Annotated in this window: 17 protein-coding genes; 7 read left to right on the plus strand and 10 right to left on the minus strand. The window is 60.2% G+C overall.

The window, feature by feature from the left end:
* Positions 1-4: 4 nt before the first annotated feature.
* Positions 5-160: a hypothetical protein gene (locus K3819_RS27960; protein WP_007911192.1), complete on the minus strand. Its 156-nt coding sequence runs from the start codon at positions 158-160 to the stop codon at positions 5-7.
* A 197-nt stretch (positions 161-357) separates the two neighbouring features.
* Between K3819_RS27960 and K3819_RS27965 the strand changes: the two genes are divergently transcribed.
* Entirely contained in the window at positions 358-810 is a 453-nt protein-coding gene (locus K3819_RS27965; protein WP_221398308.1) for an EVE domain-containing protein, read from the plus strand.
* Between the two features lie 156 nt (positions 811-966).
* Here K3819_RS27965 and K3819_RS27970 read toward each other — a convergent pair whose 3' ends face one another.
* On the minus strand, positions 967-1374 hold the full coding sequence (locus K3819_RS27970) for a flagellar basal body-associated protein FliL (protein WP_007951814.1): 408 nt from the start codon (positions 1372-1374) through the stop codon (positions 967-969).
* A gap of 150 nt (positions 1375-1524) precedes the next feature.
* On the opposite strand from K3819_RS27970, the gene K3819_RS27975 reads away from it, so the two are divergent.
* On the plus strand, positions 1525-2502 hold the full coding sequence (locus tag K3819_RS27975) for an NADPH:quinone oxidoreductase family protein (protein WP_085612037.1): 978 nt from the start codon (positions 1525-1527) through the stop codon (positions 2500-2502).
* 51 nt (positions 2503-2553) lie between these two features.
* Here K3819_RS27975 and K3819_RS27980 read toward each other — a convergent pair whose 3' ends face one another.
* Positions 2554-3162, minus strand: coding sequence for an energy transducer TonB (locus K3819_RS27980; RefSeq protein ID WP_064600287.1), 609 nt, complete (start codon positions 3160-3162; stop codon positions 2554-2556).
* A gap of 326 nt (positions 3163-3488) precedes the next feature.
* Here K3819_RS27980 and glpT point away from each other — a divergent pair, with 326 nt between their 5' ends.
* Positions 3489-4838: a glycerol-3-phosphate transporter gene (gene glpT, locus K3819_RS27985; RefSeq protein WP_039765339.1), complete on the plus strand. Its 1350-nt coding sequence runs from the start codon at positions 3489-3491 to the stop codon at positions 4836-4838.
* Here the strand turns inward: glpT and K3819_RS27990 are convergent.
* From K3819_RS27990 to K3819_RS28020, 7 genes are all read right to left on the minus strand, one after another.
* Complete coding sequence (locus K3819_RS27990; protein ID WP_064379938.1) at positions 4814-5482, minus strand: gamma-glutamylcyclotransferase; 669 nt, start codon at positions 5480-5482, stop codon at positions 4814-4816. The two genes, glpT and K3819_RS27990, sit on opposite strands and share 25 nt — an antisense overlap.
* A 197-nt stretch (positions 5483-5679) precedes the next feature.
* Positions 5680-6648 (minus strand): CDP-6-deoxy-delta-3,4-glucoseen reductase, encoded by a 969-nt coding sequence (locus K3819_RS27995; RefSeq protein WP_221398309.1) that lies wholly within the window; start codon positions 6646-6648, stop codon positions 5680-5682.
* A complete protein-coding gene (gene ubiD, locus K3819_RS28000) occupies positions 6648-8114 on the minus strand; it encodes a 4-hydroxy-3-polyprenylbenzoate decarboxylase (RefSeq protein ID WP_007951823.1) in 1467 nt (488 codons plus the stop codon). The genes K3819_RS27995 and ubiD overlap by 1 nt, the downstream gene beginning before the upstream one ends.
* An 80-nt stretch (positions 8115-8194) precedes the next feature.
* Positions 8195-10150: an acyltransferase family protein gene (locus K3819_RS28005; protein ID WP_221398310.1), complete on the minus strand. Its 1956-nt coding sequence runs from the start codon at positions 10148-10150 to the stop codon at positions 8195-8197.
* 135 nt (positions 10151-10285) lie between these two features.
* Positions 10286-11545, minus strand: a complete 1260-nt coding sequence (gene rho / locus K3819_RS28010) for a transcription termination factor Rho (protein ID WP_011336486.1) — start codon at positions 11543-11545, stop codon at positions 10286-10288.
* Between the two features lie 249 nt (positions 11546-11794).
* The gene (trxA, locus tag K3819_RS28015) at positions 11795-12124 is read right to left on the minus strand and encodes a thioredoxin TrxA (protein WP_003206727.1); all 330 of its coding nucleotides are present in this window, start codon (positions 12122-12124) and stop codon (positions 11795-11797) included.
* 120 nt (positions 12125-12244) lie between these two features.
* The gene (locus K3819_RS28020) at positions 12245-12952 is read right to left on the minus strand and encodes a FadR/GntR family transcriptional regulator (RefSeq protein WP_039765330.1); all 708 of its coding nucleotides are present in this window, start codon (positions 12950-12952) and stop codon (positions 12245-12247) included.
* 256 nt (positions 12953-13208) lie between these two features.
* Here K3819_RS28020 and K3819_RS28025 point away from each other — a divergent pair, with 256 nt between their 5' ends.
* Genes K3819_RS28025 through K3819_RS28040 form a run of 4 tightly spaced genes read left to right on the plus strand, consistent with a single transcriptional unit; the run spans position 13209 to position 16067 of the window.
* Complete coding sequence (locus K3819_RS28025; RefSeq protein ID WP_011336488.1) at positions 13209-13994, plus strand: transporter substrate-binding domain-containing protein; 786 nt, start codon at positions 13209-13211, stop codon at positions 13992-13994.
* Positions 13995-14015: 21 nt separating this feature from the next.
* Entirely contained in the window at positions 14016-14696 is a 681-nt protein-coding gene (locus K3819_RS28030; RefSeq protein WP_039765327.1) for an amino acid ABC transporter permease, read from the plus strand.
* On the plus strand, positions 14693-15343 hold the full coding sequence (locus K3819_RS28035) for an amino acid ABC transporter permease (RefSeq protein ID WP_007951832.1): 651 nt from the start codon (positions 14693-14695) through the stop codon (positions 15341-15343). The genes K3819_RS28030 and K3819_RS28035 overlap by 4 nt, the downstream gene beginning before the upstream one ends.
* Positions 15330-16067 (plus strand): amino acid ABC transporter ATP-binding protein, encoded by a 738-nt coding sequence (locus K3819_RS28040; RefSeq protein ID WP_064600296.1) that lies wholly within the window; start codon positions 15330-15332, stop codon positions 16065-16067. Before K3819_RS28035 ends, K3819_RS28040 begins: the two co-directional genes overlap by 14 nt.
* Positions 16068-16262: the final 195 nt, after the last annotated feature.

Raw genomic sequence — 16262 nt, forward strand, 5'->3', positions numbered from 1 at the left:
AGTTTCAGCGCTTGAAAGCTGTCGACTGTTGTACTTGTTGCGCCACTTCAATCGGTGCATCGGCCTTGTTGGCCCACAGACTTTGCGCATAACCGGTGGTCACGACGCCCAGACCGAACAAAATTACCAAAGTCCACAGCAAATCCGGTTTGCGTTTCATCGATTGCCCCCCTCAAGGCACATCATCACGATGACAGCAGCGGTTTCCATTCGTAGGCCGTGCAGCAGCGTCAAGCTTTAAAGGCCGGCATTTTGCGACAACGTGAACCGTCGCGCAAATGCTGACGTCAACCGACCGTCGGTTTGTCATAAAATTGCCGGACAACCTGCCCAATGACCGCTTCAGGAGCACACACCATGGCCTACTGGCTGATGAAATCCGAGCCCGACGAGCTCTCGATCAAGGGCCTGGAAAAGCTCGGCAAAGCGCGCTGGGACGGGGTTCGCAACTATCAGGCACGCAATTTCCTGCGCGCCATGGCGGTGGGGGACGAGTTCTTTTTCTACCATTCCAGCTGCCCGGAGCCGGGGATTGCCGGAATCGGCAAAATAATCGAAGCCGCGTACCCGGATCCCACCGCACTGGAACCGGAAAGCCATTACTTCGACCCGAAAGCCACGCCGGAGAAGAACGCCTGGAGCGCGATCGATATCGCCCACGTGGAGACTTTCAACCGGGTCTTGAAGCTGGATTATCTGAAGCAGCAGACCGCGCTGGCCGAGATGCCGCTGGTGCAAAAGGGTTCGCGGCTGTCGGTGATGCCGGTGACCGCCGAGCAGTGGGCGGCGGTGATGGCGCTCAAACCCTGAATCATCCTTCGCCTGACAAAATGCCTTCGCGGGCAAGCCCGCTCCCACAGGTATTTCTGGTGGTCACAAATAATGTGTTCACTAAAAATCCCTGTGGGAGCTGCGGTGCGACGATTCGACTTGCCAGCGATGGGGACCGCCCTGACAACGAATGCCTTACTGAATGATCAGGTTATTGAACAACAGATCTTCAACCACCGGCTTGCCGGTCTCGTCATTCATCACTTGCTGGGTCTGCTTCAAGGCTTCCTGACGCAGTTTTTCCTTGCCTTCGATGCTGCCCATCGCATCGGTGGTCTGCTGAGTGAACAGCGCCACCAGTTGATTGCGGATCAGCGGCTCGTTGGCCTTGACCAGTTTGGTCGCCTCTTCGCCAGTCACCCGCAGTGCCACGTCGGCCTTGTAGACCTTGAGCTTCGGAGTGCCATCGAGCCCGTAGTTGCCCACGAACGGCGGGCTCAGGGTGATGTAGTTGACCTTCGGCGCCTCGCCCTCTTTGGCTTCTTCGGCCAGCGCTGCCACAGGCAGAGACAGGGCCAGCAACAACATGATCCACGCTTTCACAATTCGCTCCTTATCCGGTTTGCGGCCTAGCATAACGACCCGCCGCGCAAGCACAAGCTTATGGCGGACTATCAGGGCCGGGCATGCTCGTTGACCCGTTGACTGCCACACCTACACTTATCGGCCATCACTTCCAAAGGAATAGCCCTGATGAAAGCCGTGCTGTGCAAAGCCTTCGGCCCTGCCGAATCGCTGGTGCTGGAAGACGTCGCCAGTCCTGTCGCCAAGAAGAACGAAATCCTGCTGGACGTGCACGCCGCCGGGGTCAACTTCCCGGACACGCTGATCATCGAGGGCAAGTACCAGTTCAAACCGCCCTTCCCGTTCTCGCCGGGTGGCGAAGCCTCCGGCGTGGTCAGGGAAGTGGGTGAAAAGGTCAGTCACCTGAAAGTCGGTGACCGGGTCATGGCCCTGACCGGCTGGGGCAGCTTCGCCGAGCAGGTCGCGGTGCCGGGCTACAACGTGCTGCCGATCCCGCCATCGATGGATTTCAACACCGCCGCCGCCTTCAGCATGACCTACGGCACGTCGATGCACGCCCTCAAGCAGCGCGGCAATCTGCAACCGGGCGAAACCCTGCTGGTACTCGGCGCCTCCGGCGGCGTTGGCCTGGCCGCCGTGGAAATCGGCAAAGCCATGGGCGCCCGGGTGATCGCCGCCGCCAGCAGCGCGGAAAAACTCTCGGTGGCCAAGGCTGCCGGTGCCGACGAACTGATCAACTACAGCGAAACCAGCCTCAAGGACGAAATCAAGCGCCTGACCGACGGCCAGGGCGCGGATGTGATCTACGACCCTGTCGGCGGCGACCTGTTCGACCAGGCCATCCGCGCCATCGCCTGGAACGGCCGCCTGCTGGTGGTCGGCTTCGCCAGCGGACGCATTCCCGAACTGCCGGTCAACCTCGCCCTGCTCAAAGGCGCTGCGGTACTCGGCGTGTTCTGGGGCTCCTTCGCCCAGCGCCAGCCGCAGGACAACGCGGCGAATTTCCAGCAATTGTTCGGCTGGTTTGCCGAGGGCAAGCTCAAGCCGCTGGTGTCGCAGGTCTATCCGCTGGGCAATGCCGCGCAGGCGATCAATGATCTCGGGCAGCGCAAGGCCGTGGGCAAGGTGGTGGTCAGCGTGCGCTAAACAGAAAAAGCTGTCTGGCCATACACCTGACCAGACAGGCATGCGCTGTTCTCATAAAACCTTACGAATGTCTTCCGGCAGAAGGGTTACGTACTTAAGGCCTGGACTCTTTTGGCAACGCATCACAATGCCGGGAACACGCTTGTTCATTTTGGCAATCATCGCCAAACGTTGCTCCATTGGGATCTGCCTCTGGAAAAACGTACTTGCCAGATAGCCGCGCACGTAATGAAACGGTGCAGCATCCATCCAGGAATGTTTTGGGTAATGCGCCAGCAAACTGTTGAACTCACGACATTTGAGATCTTTTAGCCACAGGTTCACGCCTTCAGGAGAATCGAATCCGAACGTCATCGGCGCGATGATTTCCTGTTCTGGCGGGCGCTCTCCTTCAACAGTCCACGGTTTAAAGCGCCATTGCGCCAGAGCGTTTTTCACCGCATCGGACAGTTCGGCATGATCGCTTTTCAAAATTCCGACCTTACTCACTGCGCCGTCCGCACTGACGATGAAGCTTACTTTGACTCCTCCGGTAAACCCGGCCCGTTGCAGTCCCGGCGGGTAGATGGGTTTCGGATTATGTTCCGGAATCAAGAACACTTCAGCCGCCCTGGAACTGGCGGCCACCAACAGCAAAATCAACAACACACACCACGGCATAACCCCTCCCCTTGCGACCCGAATGCCCGATCAGGCATCTGCGAAAAGGTTAAGGTGCCGCCAGCCAAAACAGAACGTCGTCGCTTCTGCGTTGGAAGCAGGACATTTCCTCGAGTTCTGCCCTACAACGCACTGGAACCCCGCAGGAAGACGCCGAGGTAACCTTTCCCACAACGCCCTGCACTTATATCTGAGCGACATGTTCATAAAGGAACGCGCGACATCCAACATTTCCACTGTTTTGCCGATGGGAAGCGGTGCTATTTTCGGTAACGAAACTGTAACATTCGCATCCGCAGTCAAAACAAGAAATCTGGAGCTCTTGAATGTTTGCTTTCTTTCGTCCTGCCGCACATCAGGCTCCATTGCCTGAAGAAAAAATCGACAGCACCTACCGACGCCTGCGTTGGCAGATCTTCGCCGGCATCTTCTTTGGCTATGCGGGTTATTACCTGTTGCGCAAGAACTTCTCGCTGGCAATGCCGTACCTGATCGACGAAGGCTACAGCCGTGGCGACCTGGGCCTGGCGATGTCAGCCATCGCCATCGCCTACGGTCTGTCCAAGTTCCTCATGGGCCTGGTGTCCGACCGCTCCAACCCGCGTTACTTCCTGCCGTTCGGCCTGCTGGTCTCGGCCGGGGTGATGTTCATTTTCGGTTTCGCGCCCTGGGCAACCTCCAGCGTGACCATGATGTTCATCCTGCTGTTTATCAACGGCTGGGCCCAGGGCATGGGCTGGCCGCCGAGCGGACGCACGATGGTGCACTGGTGGTCGCAGAAGGAACGTGGCGGCGTGGTGTCGGTGTGGAACGTGGCGCATAACGTCGGTGGCGGCCTGATCGGCCCGCTGTTCCTGATCGGCATGGGCCTGTTCAACGACTGGCACGCAGCGTTCTACGTCCCGGCTGCCGTCGCCCTGGCGGTAGCAGTGTTCGCTTTCGTGACCATGCGCGACACCCCGCAATCGGTCGGCCTGCCGCCGATCGAGAAGTACAAGAACGACTACCCGGAAGGCTACGACGCCAGCCACGAAGACGAATTCAGCGCCAAGGAAATCTTCGTCAAATACGTGCTGCGCAACAAAATGCTCTGGTATATCGCCATGGCCAACGTCTTCGTCTACCTGCTGCGCTACGGCGTGCTGGACTGGGCGCCGACCTACCTGAAAGAAGCCAAGGGTTTCACCGTGGATAAAACCTCGTGGGCCTATTTCTTCTACGAGTGGGCGGGGATTCCGGGCACGCTGCTGTGCGGCTGGATGTCGGACAAGATCTTCCGTGGCAACCGTGGCCTGACCGGTATGGTGTTCATGGCACTGGTGACCGTCGCGACGCTGGTGTACTGGCTGAACCCGGCCGGCCACCCGACCATCGACATGATCGCTCTGTTCTCCATCGGCTTCCTGATCTATGGCCCGGTGATGCTGATCGGCCTGCAGGCGCTGGAACTGGCGCCGAAGAAAGCCGCCGGCACCGCTGCGGGCTTCACCGGTCTGTTCGGTTATCTGGGTGGTTCGGTCGCGGCCAGTGCAGCAATGGGCTACACCGTGGACCATTTCGGCTGGGATGGTGGTTTCGTGCTGCTGGTGGGCGCTTGCCTGCTGTCGATGGCCTTCCTGGCCCCGACCCTGTGGCACAAGCAAGTCGCCAGTCAGAGCCGCGAAGCAGTCGCCTGATCGGCCTTTGACTTACAGCGCTTGAGCCGCGCCTCCAGATTCCGGTCTGGCATGGCGTGGCTGCGCAGGGCGTGAGCGGTCTGCTCGACATAATCGCGAGTCGTGCCGTACCGCCCGCAAGCGCTTTCGAACACCTGGCTCAGCACATGATCTGGCAAGTTGCCGGCATAGCTGGGCAGGTGTCGCTCCAATACGAATCCCAGCGCCTGAACCTGGCTGCCATCTTCGAGTCGGCAGTTGAGCCAGTGTGGCCGATAGGACGGGAACGGCATTTCGCGCTTCCATAATGCATACAGCGCGCTGTCCAGATTTTCTTCCGGCAACCGGTAGGCGAAGCCGCTGCACGAGCCGCCACGATCCAGACCAAAGACCAGACCGGGCATTTCCGGCGTGCCGCGATGCTCGTGGGACCACAAGTACAAACCACGGTGATAGCCATGCACGCGCCCACGCACCCGCTCCACGGCTGTGCATTCCGGCCGCCAGATCAGCGAACCGTAGGCGAACAGCCACACCGGCCCGCCCTTGTGGCGTGCCATGGTCGATTGCATGGAAGCGAGAAGTTGTTCGTGCGTCAGCTGCGGCCCAAGATCGAGCCGCGGAGGGTAAGCCAGGTTCAGAAAAGCGTTTTCAATGGCGCTCATGGCGAATAGCGTTCAGCTCCCCGCGGGTGAAGAATTACTTAATAGAACGCACCGCTGTAACAATAAGGCACATATGTTTTAAGGCAATTTGAGTGCCATGGCACAGTTCTTAATTGATTGCCTGTTTGATATATAACCTACCGGCATTTATGCAATTACATAAATACCGATCGGCTATATGAAGAGTTATAACGAACTCAGGCGCGGGGTGCGTAAGCAAACACATCCGCACGCATCTGATGGGCATCCATCCCCGCTTCCACCAGCGCATCCAGCGTGCCGTAGACCATGGCCGGCGAGCCGCTGGCATAGACGTGCAGCGGCTTCAAATCGGGGAAATCCTCGCAGACGGCTTCGTGCAACATCCCGCAACGCCCTTCCCAGCCGCACTGGTCACTGACGACCTTGTGCAGGAATAGATTGGGCAACTTCAGCCATTCGTCCCAATGTTCGATTTCATAGAAGTCTTCCGGACGACGCACGCCCCAGTACAAGTGCACCGGATGCTTGAAGCCGCTGGCCCGGCAATGTTCGATCAGGCTGTGGATCTGGCCCATACCGGTGCCAGCGGCGATCAGCACCAGCGGCCCGTCCGGCAGTTCCGCCAGGTGAGTGTCGCCGAACGGCAGCTCGACCCGCACCATCGGGTTGCGCTTGAGCTGATCGATCAGGCTCAGCGCACTGGATTCGCGCGCCAGCACATGGATTTCCAGATCGCGACCGCCGTGGGGCGCCGAAGCCATGGAGAACGCCGACTTCTCGCCGTTCTCGCGCTCGATCATCAAATACTGGCCAGCGTGGTAGCGCGGCGGCTTGCCGGCCGGCGCCCGCAGCCGCACACGAAAGGTATCGCCACCGACGTCCCGGCATTCGATGACCTGACACGACACGCTGCGCACCGGCAGTTCTCCCAGCGCGAGCACGCCATCCCACAGCACGATGCAGTCTTCCAGCGGCTCCGCTATGCAAGTGTAGAACTCGCCGTGGTCGTGCACCTTGCCGGCCTGTTCGACCCGGCCTTCCACCAGCAGCGCCGCACACACATGGCAATTGCCGTTGCGACAGCTTTGCGGGCATTCGTAGCCCAGGCGCCGCGCACCATCGAGAATCCGCTCTCCGGGCCGTATCTCGAGCACCGCTCCGGAGGGCTGCAGGGTTACACGCATCAATCTATTCCTAACTGATTCCAGATGGCATCGATCCGTTGGGTGACGGCGTCATCCTTGACGATGACGCGGCCCCACTCGCGAGTGGTTTCGCCCGGCCACTTGTGGGTGGCGTCCAGGCCCATCTTCGAGCCGAGTCCCGACACCGGCGAGGCGAAGTCGAGGTAGTCGATCGGCGTGTTGTCGATCATCACTGTGTCGCGCTTGGGGTCCATGCGCGTGGTGATGGCCCAGATCACGTCGTTCCAGTCCCGCGCGTTGATGTCGTCGTCGGTGACAATAACGAACTTGGTGTACATGAACTGTCGCAAAAACGACCAGACACCCAGCATCACGCGCTTGGCGTGGCCCGGATACGACTTCTTCATCGTCACCACGGCCATGCGGTATGAGCAGCCTTCCGGCGGCAGGTAGAAATCGGTGATCTCCGGGAACTGCTTCTGCAGGATCGGCACGAACACTTCGTTCAGTGCCACGCCGAGAATCGCCGGCTCATCCGGCGGACGGCCGGTGTAGGTGCTGTGGTAGATCGGTTTGATCCGGTGGGTGATGCGCTCGACGGTGAACACCGGGAAGCTGTCGACTTCGTTGTAGTAACCGGTGTGGTCGCCGTACGGGCCTTCATCGGCCATTTCGCCCGGATGGATCACGCCTTCGAGGATGATTTCGGCAGTGGCCGGCACTTGCAGGTCGTTGCCACGGCACTTCACCAGCTCCGTGCGGCTGTCACGCAGCAGGCCGGCGAAGGCGTATTCGGAGAGGCTGTCCGGGACCGGGGTGACCGCGCCGAGAATGGTCGCCGGATCCGCACCCAGGGCCACGGACACCGGGAACGGCTGGCCCGGATGCTTCTCGCACCACTCACGGAAATCCAGCGCACCGCCACGATGGCTGAGCCAGCGCATGATGACTTTGTTGCGGCCAATCACTTGCTGACGGTAGATGCCAAGGTTCTGCCGATCCTTGTTCGGACCTTTGGTGACCGTCAGGCCCCAGGTGATCAGCGGCGCCACGTCGCCCGGCCAGCAGGTCTGCACCGGCAGCATCGCCAGATCGACGTCGTCGCCTTCGATGACCACTTCCTGGCAAGGTGCGTCTTTGACGACTTTCGGCGCCATCGCGATGATCTTGCGGAAGATCGGCAGCTTCGACCACGCGTCCTTCAAGCCCTTCGGCGGCTCCGGCTCCTTGAGAAACGCCAGCAGCTTGCCGATTTCGCGCAGTTCGCTGACCGACTCGGCGCCCATGCCCATGGCGACCCGCTCGGGCGTGCCGAACAGGTTGCCGAGCACCGGGATGTCGTAACCGGTCGGCTTCTCGAACAGCAGCGCCGGGCCCTTGGCCCGCAGCGTGCGGTCGCACACCTCGGTCATTTCCAGCACCGGCGAAACGGGAATCTGGATGCGTTTCAACTCTCCGCGCTGCTCAAGCTGCTGCACGAAATCCCGAAGATCCTTGAATTTCATTGACGATGGCACCCTCAAAATAGGCGTACATCCTACCTGCTCTGACGGGCAAACAGCAGCCCGTCAGCATCAGGCCTCGCTCAATTGTGGCTCGTCCCCAGCAGCAGAGGTGCAAACAGCGGGCTCAGCCGGGAGCTCCCCGCGTCCGAAAGATGATCCTCATCCTTGTACTGCGAATGGCCGTTGACCTCGATGCCGCAGACGCCATTGCCGCACATCAGCGGCGTTGGATCGATCACGTGCACACCCGGATCAGCGGCGCTCATGGAGTCGAACAGGCTGCTGAGGAAATGCTGGCGCGCCAGATGTTCCTCAAGCGGACGACCCAGCCCTTCGGCGGACCTTCCGATCCGCGCCAGGCTGGTCAAGCGGTTGATGGTGCCTTTGCGTTGCAGCGGCACCTCCTTGAACAGCCAGACTTGCGCCCCCGTTGCCCTCAATGCGGCAACTCGCGCTTTCAGCGCTGCGGCCATGCGTTGCTCGGCCTGGACGGTATCGTCTTGCGAATTGAGCAGCACCTTCTTATCGCCGTCTTCGCGGCCATACACGTAAAGGCTCCAGTTGGACGCCAGCACCACATCCTTGATGCCGAGGCTGCGCACACGTTCCATGGTCTGTTCGTTGAAATCCTTGCAGCGCTGACGCGGGTCGTCGCTGAGAATCGGCGGGCAAGCGCTCATGCTGTACAGCCAAACCGGACGCCCCTCGCGACGGGCATTATTCTCGATGGCCGGCAGCAAGGCGGCGGCGTGGCTGTCGCCCCAGAACAATTGAGTGGCCGGAACATCCTCGTTGCCACCCACCAGACAGGCCTTGTCCAGCTCTTTATCCTGAGTCACCAGCATGCATTTCATCTGCCCTGCATGCCACTCACGGGACTGTGCATACTCCAGCGCTTTACCGGTCAGACGCTGAGGGACACCGTCGGCGGAACGGATCGCCGACCCCGTCGCCACGAGTGCAACGATGGCGGCCAGACCGCCTGCCAGCACTGCATTACGCGAGGCGAGCAAGCGTTTTTCGCGAAACGGCAGCTCGATATAGCGCAGACTCAGCCAGGCCAGGCCCAGCGCCAAGGCTATCCAGCCGATTGCCTCAACAGGCTGAATGCCATCGATGGAAATCGCGTTGGCGTAGACAAACACCGGCCAATGCCAAAGATAGAGCGAATACGAAAGCAAGCCGACCCAGACCAACGGCCGCAGACTCAAGAGCCGCCCGGTGAGGCTCGCACCTTGCGCGCCCGACCAGATCAGCGCCGTCGTCCCCAGCACCGGCAACAAGGCTGCCCAGCCCGGAAACACGGTGGATTTGTCAAAAGTGAACACCGCGACCAGCACTGCCGCCAGACCGGCCAGCCCCACGGCCTGGTACAACCACGGACGCACCGCCTGCTTCGGCGCCGGAATTACCGCGAGCATCGCGCCGCAGAGCAACTCCCAGGCCCGGGTAGGCAGCGAGAAGAAGGTGAATTCCGGCTTGTGTTCGATGTTGGCGATGTTCAAGCCGAACGATACCAGCAACACGGCGAACAGCATCCAGCGCCAATGGCGGAAATAGCGGATCAGCACTGCCAACAACAGCGGAAAGAAGATGTAGTACTGCTCTTCCACCGCCAGCGACCAGGTATGCAGCAGCGGCTTCAGATCCGAGGCTGGCTGGAAGTAGCCGTCCTCGCGCATGAACAGAATGTTGGAGATGAACAGCGACTGATAACGCACTGTTCGCCCGAGTTCGGCGAAGTCCTTGGCCGTCAGCAGCAACCAGCCCAATGCCAGCGTCACCAGCATGACCACGCTCAGGGCAGGAATGATGCGGCGGGCACGGCGTGCCCAGAAATCAATGAAGCTGAAGCGCTGAGCGCTGATTTCGCGGAACAGGATCGTTGTGATCAGGAAGCCGGAAATGACGAAAAAAACGTCAACCCCGACAAAACCGCCACTGAATGTACTGAATCCAAAATGAAACAGTACGACGGGAATAACCGCCAGAGCTCGTAATCCGTCGATATCACGGCGATTGCCAAACGTGTGCATGACCTTTCTCGTTTCTGGATACAGAGTCCTTGGAAAGCGCGAAAGTTATCAGCCACGTGCATTTCAATCCAGATACAAATAATCCGTCGCGAAAAAAAAGCGCCCTTATGGGGCGCTTTTTCAAACAACAGCGTATTACTTGCGCTTCATCGACAGGAAGAACTCGTCGTTGGTCTTGGTCGTCTTCAGCTTGTCGACCAGGAACTCGATGGCCGCCACTTCGTCCATCGGGTGCAGCAGTTTGCGCAGGATCCACATACGCTGCAGCTCATCGTCGGCAGTCAGCAGCTCTTCGCGACGAGTACCGGACTTGTTGATGTTGATCGCCGGGAACACACGCTTCTCGGCGATACGACGGTCCAGTGGCAGCTCCATGTTGCCGGTGCCCTTGAACTCTTCGTAGATCACTTCGTCCATCTTCGAGCCGGTTTCAACCAGCGCGGTGGCGATGATGGTCAGCGAGCCGCCTTCTTCGATGTTGCGCGCGGCGCCGAAGAAACGCTTCGGTTTCTCCAGGGCGTGGGCATCGACACCACCGGTCAGCACCTTGCCGGAGCTCGGAATCACGGTGTTGTAGGCACGGGCCAGACGGGTGATGGAGTCGAGCAGGATCACCACGTCCTTCTTGTGCTCGACCAGGCGCTTGGCCTTCTCGATCACCATTTCAGCCACTTGCACGTGACGGGTCGGTGGCTCGTCGAAAGTCGAGGCAACCACTTCGCCGCGCACGGTGCGCTGCATTTCGGTCACTTCTTCCGGACGCTCGTCGATCAACAGCACGATCAGGTGAACTTCAGGATTGTTACGGGCGATGTTCGCTGCAATGTTCTGCAGCATGATCGTTTTACCGGCTTTCGGCGGTGCAACGATCAGACCACGCTGGCCTTTGCCGATCGGAGCGCACAGGTCGATCACACGACCGGTCAGGTCTTCGGTGGAACCGTTGCCGGCTTCCATCTTCATGCGCACGGTCGGGAACAGCGGGGTCAGGTTCTCGAAGAGAATCTTGTTCTTCGCGTTCTCAGGACGATCGAAGTTGATCGTGTCGACCTTGAGCAGGGCGAAATAACGCTCGCCTTCCTTCGGAGGGCGGATCTTGCCAACGATGGTGTCACCGGTGCGCAAGTTGAAACGGCGGATCTGGCTCGGCGAGACGTAGATGTCGTCAGGACCGGCGAGGTAGGAAGCGTCAGCGGAGCGCAGGAAGCCGAAGCCGTCCTGGAGAATCTCCAGCACGCCATCACCGGAGATTTCCTCACCGCTTTTAGCGTGCTTTTTCAGCAGGGAGAAAATCACGTCCTGCTTGCGCGAACGGGCCATATTTTCTATGCCCATCTGTTCGGCCAATTCGAGCAGTTCGGTAATCGGCTTTTGCTTGAGTTCAGTCAGATTCATATAGGAATGACGTAATCATTTATGGAGGGGGGGGAAATTAAGCTTTTGGCTTAATGAGGCCGCGCCGCGGAGAGGCGACAGGATCGCGTACTTATTCGAAAAGGAGTGCGTCGGCGACGGCTAGCAGGGGGCAGTGGAGAAACCAGTGCGGGGCCGAATGTACCACCTGAGTTTCGGAGCGTCTAGCCCTGAATACGCAAAAAGCCCCGCAATTTGCGGGGCTTTTTGAGGACGACTTTACCGCGACGCTTAGATGTTGGCGTCGAGGAAAGCAGCCAGTTGCGACTTCGACAGAGCGCCGACCTTGGTCGCTTCCACATTGCCGTTCTTGAACAGCATCAGGGTCGGAATACCACGTACGCCGTGCTTGGCAGGGGTTTCCTGGTTTTCGTCGATGTTCAGTTTGGCAACGGTCAGCTTGCCTTTGTAAGTCTCTGCAATCTCGTCCAGAACCGGAGCGATCATTTTGCAAGGGCCGCACCATTCAGCCCAGTAGTCGACCAGGACAGCGCCTTCGGCCTTGAGTACGTCGGCTTCGAAGCTAGCGTCGCTAACGTGTTTGATCAGATCGCTGCTCATGGAATTCTCCAGGTTGTAAGCAAAAAAACGTGGCCCATCATAGCCGCCCTTCCCTTGTTCAGGAAGCCGCACATGATTGAGTCTTGCTATGGCACTCGATGAATTTGGGTATAGCTCAAGTCAAGCGCCGGCGGGGGCGATGAAGGCGATTCCGGTACGCAGGGCTGCGTTGCGCACGTGCTCCTGCATGGCTTTCTGCGCGGCGGCGGACGCCCGACGGGCCAGGGCGCGGAGGATCTTGCGGTGTTCCTGCCAGGTTTCCATGGCCCGCTCGGCGCGGATGAACGGTAGTTTCTGGCTCTCCAGAAAGATGTCGGCGCTGGCGGTGAGGATGCTCAGCATCGCCTGATTGCCGCTGGCCAGGAGGATCCGCCGGTGGAATTCGAAATCCAGTTTCGCCGCAGCCTCGAAGTCGCCGGCGCGCAGTTGCTCGCGCATGGCGGCGACGTTGTCTTCCAGTTCGTCCAGATCAAACGTGCTCAACGTCACCGCCGCCAGACCGGCCGCAAACCCTTCCAGCGCATAGCGCAACTGAAAGATTTCCAGCGGCGAAGCCTGGGCGGCGAACGGCCAGGCCGGTGCGCCCTCGCCACGAGGCAACTCGACCGGCGCCTGCACGAACACGCCTTTGCCCGGTTGAATGCTGACCACACCCAGCGCACTCAAGGACGACAACGCCTCACGCAACGAGGCGCGGCTGACGCCCAGCTGAACCGCCAGATCCCGCTGCGAGGGCAACGCATCGCCGGGGCCGAAGCCCTGCTCGGTAATCAGTTTGCGGATCGCTTGCAGCGCCACTTCGGGTACGGCGCGGGAGATCGAGTTCATGGTTTTCCAGACGGACCAGGCCAAGGTGCGGCCAGTTGTAAAGCTATTCGAGGCATCAGGCAAGTCGTGCCCCAGCGGGGTTCGACGGTGCGCGTCGATGCGCTATCGCAGTGCGAAATCCGACCTGACTGTTCAGACCAGTAAGACCGAACAAACCCGCCAAACCCGTGGCTTTGCGACGCCAACCCCCTGTCTTGGCACGGCCCGTGCTCTGTCCGATCGCAGAATTCACTTCCCGCCGATCCGGAGATTGTCCATGACGAAGCGTTACAGCGCCCTCCTCGCCGCCCTGTTTGCCGGTCTGATGTTGAGCCAGGCCCCCGCCCATGCCGACGGTCTGGATGACGTGGTCAAGCGCGGCACCTTGAAAGTCGCCGTGCCCCAGGACTTCCCGCCGTTCGGTTCGGTCGGCCCGGACATGAAGCCGCGCGGCCTCGATATCGACACCGCGAAACTGCTGGCCGAGCAGCTCAAGGTCAAACTCGAACTGACCCCGGTCAACAGCACCAACCGCATTCCGTTCCTGACCACCGGCAAGGTCGACCTGGTGATTTCCAGCCTCGGCAAGAACCCCGAGCGCGAGAAGGTCATCGATTTCTCCCGCGCCTATGCGCCGTTCTACCTCGCCGTGTTCGGCCCGCCGGACGCAGCGGTCAGCACCCTCGACGATCTCAAGGGCAAAACCATCAGCGTCACCCGTGGCGCCATCGAAGATATCGAGCTGACCAAGGTCGCCCCCGAAGGCGTGACCATCAAGCGCTTCGAAGACAACAACTCGACCATCGCCGCCTACCTCGCAGGTCAGGTCGACCTGATCGCCAGCGGCAACGTGGTGATGGTCGCAATCAGCGAAAAGAACCCGAAACGCGTCCCCGCGCTGAAAGTGAAGCTCAAGGATTCGCCGGTCTACGTCGGCGTGAACAAGAACGAGCCGGCGCTGCTGGGCAAGGTCAACGAGATCCTGACCACCGCCAAGGCTGACGGCGCGCTGGAAAAGAACGCGCAGACCTGGCTCAAAGAGCCGCTGCCGGCCGACCTCTGACCGGCGACGCGGGAGACCTTCATGGCCTATCAGTTCGATTTTTTGCCGGTGGTGGAAAACACCGACCTGCTCTTGCGCGGGGCGCTGTTCACCCTTGAGCTGACGGCCATCGGCGCACTCTTCGGGGTTGGCGTGGGCATCGTCGGGGCGCTGGTGCGGGCGTGGAACATCCGCCCGTTCTCGGCGATCTTCGGCGTGTATGTGGAGTTGATCCGCAACACGCCGTTTCTGGTGCAGTTGTTCTTCATCTTCTTCGGCCTGCCGTCCCTCGGCGTGCAGATTTCCGAGTGGCAGGCGGCGGTGCTGGCGATGGTGATCAACCTCGGTGCGTACTCGACCGAAATCATCCGCGCCGGTATCCAGGCGATTCCGCGCGGGCAGCTGGAAGCCGCAGCGGCATTGGCGATGAGCCGTTTCGAAGCGTTCCGCCACGTGGTGCTGTTGCCGGCGCTGGGCAAGGTCTGGCCGGCGCTGAGCAGCCAGATCATCATCGTCATGCTCGGTTCGGCGGTGTGTTCGCAGATTGCCACCGAAGAATTGAGCTTCGCCGCCAACTTCATTCAATCGCGCAACTTCCGCGCCTTTGAAACCTACGCCCTGACCACCCTCATTTATCTGTGCATGGCGCTGCTGATCCGTCAGCTGTTGAACTGGCTCGGTCGGCGTTATCTGTCTAAAAGCAGCGCAAGGAGCAGCCAATGAGCGACTTCACGTTCTGGGACATCCTGCGCAATCTGCTGACCGGCCTGCAATGGACGCTGGCGCTGTCGCTGGTGGCGTTCATCGGCGGCGGTATCGTCGGGTTGCTGATCCTGATCATGCGCATCTCGAAAAACCCGCTGCCCAGCAGCATCGCCCGCACCTGGATCGAACTGTTCCAGGGCACGCCGCTGTTGATGCAGCTGTTTCTGGTGTTCTTCGGCGTGGCCCTGGCCGGTGTGGAAATTTCGCCGTGGATGGCGGCGGCGATTGCCCTGACCCTGTTCACCAGCGCTTATCTGGCGGAGATCTGGCGCGGCTGCGTCGAGGCGATTCCCAATGGTCAGTGGGAAGCTTCGTCGAGCCTGGCGCTCAATCCGCTGGAGCAACTGCGCTACGTGATCCTGCCGCAAGCGCTGCGGATTGCCGTGGCGCCGACCGTGGGCTTCTCGGTGCAAGTGGTCAAGGGAACCGCGGTGACCTCGATCATCGGCTTCACCGAGCTGACCAAGACCGGCGGCATGCTCGCCAACGCCACTTTCGAACCGTTCATGGTCTACGGCCTCGTTGCCTTGGGCTACTTCCTGCTCTGCTACCCCCTGTCCCTCAGTGCGCGCTACCTGGAAAGGAGACTGCATGCCTCTGCTTAGAATTTCTGCCCTGCATAAATATTACGGCGATCACCACGTGCTCAAAGGCATCGACCTGAGCGTCGAGGAAGGTCAGGTGGTGGCGATCATCGGCCGCAGCGGCTCAGGCAAGTCCACCCTGCTGCGCACCCTCAACGGTCTGGAGTCGATCAACGACGGTGTGATCGAAGTTGACGGCGAATACCTCGACGCCGCCCGCGCCGACCTGCGCAGCCTGCGGCAGAAAGTCGGCATGGTGTTTCAGCAGTTCAACCTGTTTCCGCACCTGACGGTGGGTGAAAACGTGATGCTCGCGCCGCAGGTGGTGCAGAAAGTGCCCAAGGCCAAGGCACAAGAACTGGCGCGACAGATGCTGGAGCGTGTGGGCCTGGGCGAGAAATTCGACGCCTTCCCGGAACGGCTCTCCGGTGGTCAGCAACAGCGCGTGGCGATTGCCCGGGCGCTCGCGATGTCGCCCAAGGTGCTGCTGTGCGACGAGATCACCTCGGCGCTGGACCCGGAGCTGGTCAACGAAGTGCTCAGTGTGGTTCGTCAGCTCGCGAAGGAAGGCATGACGCTGATCATGGTCACCCACGAAATGCGCTTCGCCCGGGAGGTCGGGGACAAACTGGTGTTCATGCATCAGGGCAAGGTGCACGAGGTAGGGGACCCGAAAGTGCTGTTTGCCGATCCGCAGACGCCGGAACTGGCGAACTTCATTGGCACCGTCGAGGCGACTGCCTGAAGGATTTTCAGGGACTTTTCTGACCTCATCGTCGGATCGCCGCCCGGACCAAGCCCGCTCCCACAGGGTTCTCTAGCGGGATACGGTTTTGTGTTCGACACAAAACCTGTGGGAGCGGGCTTGCCCGCGAATGGCCGCGCCGCGGTCTTGAGACTTTATGCGCTGAATCAAGGGTTTGAACCATGCGCGTTGGCG

Origin of the sequence: Pseudomonas sp. 3-2, assembly GCF_019710535.1 — a bacterium.
In the GTDB taxonomy this organism is placed as follows: Bacteria; Pseudomonadota; Gammaproteobacteria; order Pseudomonadales; family Pseudomonadaceae; genus Aquipseudomonas; species Aquipseudomonas pharyngis.

Bases quoted from the DNA above. Each gene is read 5' to 3' on its own strand.
- K3819_RS27980 (WP_064600287.1), bottom strand. From the start codon at position 3,162: ATGCCGTGGTGTGTGTTGTTGATTTTGCTGTTGGTGGCCGCCAGTTCC.
- K3819_RS27990 (WP_064379938.1), bottom strand. From the start codon at position 5,482: ATGAGCGCCATTGAAAACGCTTTTCTGAACCTGGCTTACCCTCCGCGG.
- K3819_RS27965 (WP_221398308.1), top strand. From the start codon at position 358: ATGGCCTACTGGCTGATGAAATCCGAGCCCGACGAGCTCTCGATCAAG.
- rho (WP_011336486.1), bottom strand. From the start codon at position 11,545: ATGAATCTGACTGAACTCAAGCAAAAGCCGATTACCGAACTGCTCGAA.
- K3819_RS28025 (WP_011336488.1), top strand. From the start codon at position 13,209: ATGACGAAGCGTTACAGCGCCCTCCTCGCCGCCCTGTTTGCCGGTCTG.
- K3819_RS28035 (WP_007951832.1), top strand. From the start codon at position 14,693: ATGAGCGACTTCACGTTCTGGGACATCCTGCGCAATCTGCTGACCGGC.
- K3819_RS28030 (WP_039765327.1), top strand. From the start codon at position 14,016: ATGGCCTATCAGTTCGATTTTTTGCCGGTGGTGGAAAACACCGACCTG.
- K3819_RS27995 (WP_221398309.1), bottom strand. From the start codon at position 6,648: ATGCGTGTAACCCTGCAGCCCTCCGGAGCGGTGCTCGAGATACGGCCC.
- K3819_RS27960 (WP_007911192.1), bottom strand. From the start codon at position 160: ATGAAACGCAAACCGGATTTGCTGTGGACTTTGGTAATTTTGTTCGGT.
- K3819_RS28040 (WP_064600296.1), top strand. From the start codon at position 15,330: ATGCCTCTGCTTAGAATTTCTGCCCTGCATAAATATTACGGCGATCAC.
- K3819_RS27975 (WP_085612037.1), top strand. From the start codon at position 1,525: ATGAAAGCCGTGCTGTGCAAAGCCTTCGGCCCTGCCGAATCGCTGGTG.
- trxA (WP_003206727.1), bottom strand. From the start codon at position 12,124: ATGAGCAGCGATCTGATCAAACACGTTAGCGACGCTAGCTTCGAAGCC.
- ubiD (WP_007951823.1), bottom strand. From the start codon at position 8,114: ATGAAATTCAAGGATCTTCGGGATTTCGTGCAGCAGCTTGAGCAGCGC.
- K3819_RS28005 (WP_221398310.1), bottom strand. From the start codon at position 10,150: ATGCACACGTTTGGCAATCGCCGTGATATCGACGGATTACGAGCTCTG.
- K3819_RS28020 (WP_039765330.1), bottom strand. From the start codon at position 12,952: ATGAACTCGATCTCCCGCGCCGTACCCGAAGTGGCGCTGCAAGCGATC.
- glpT (WP_039765339.1), top strand. From the start codon at position 3,489: ATGTTTGCTTTCTTTCGTCCTGCCGCACATCAGGCTCCATTGCCTGAA.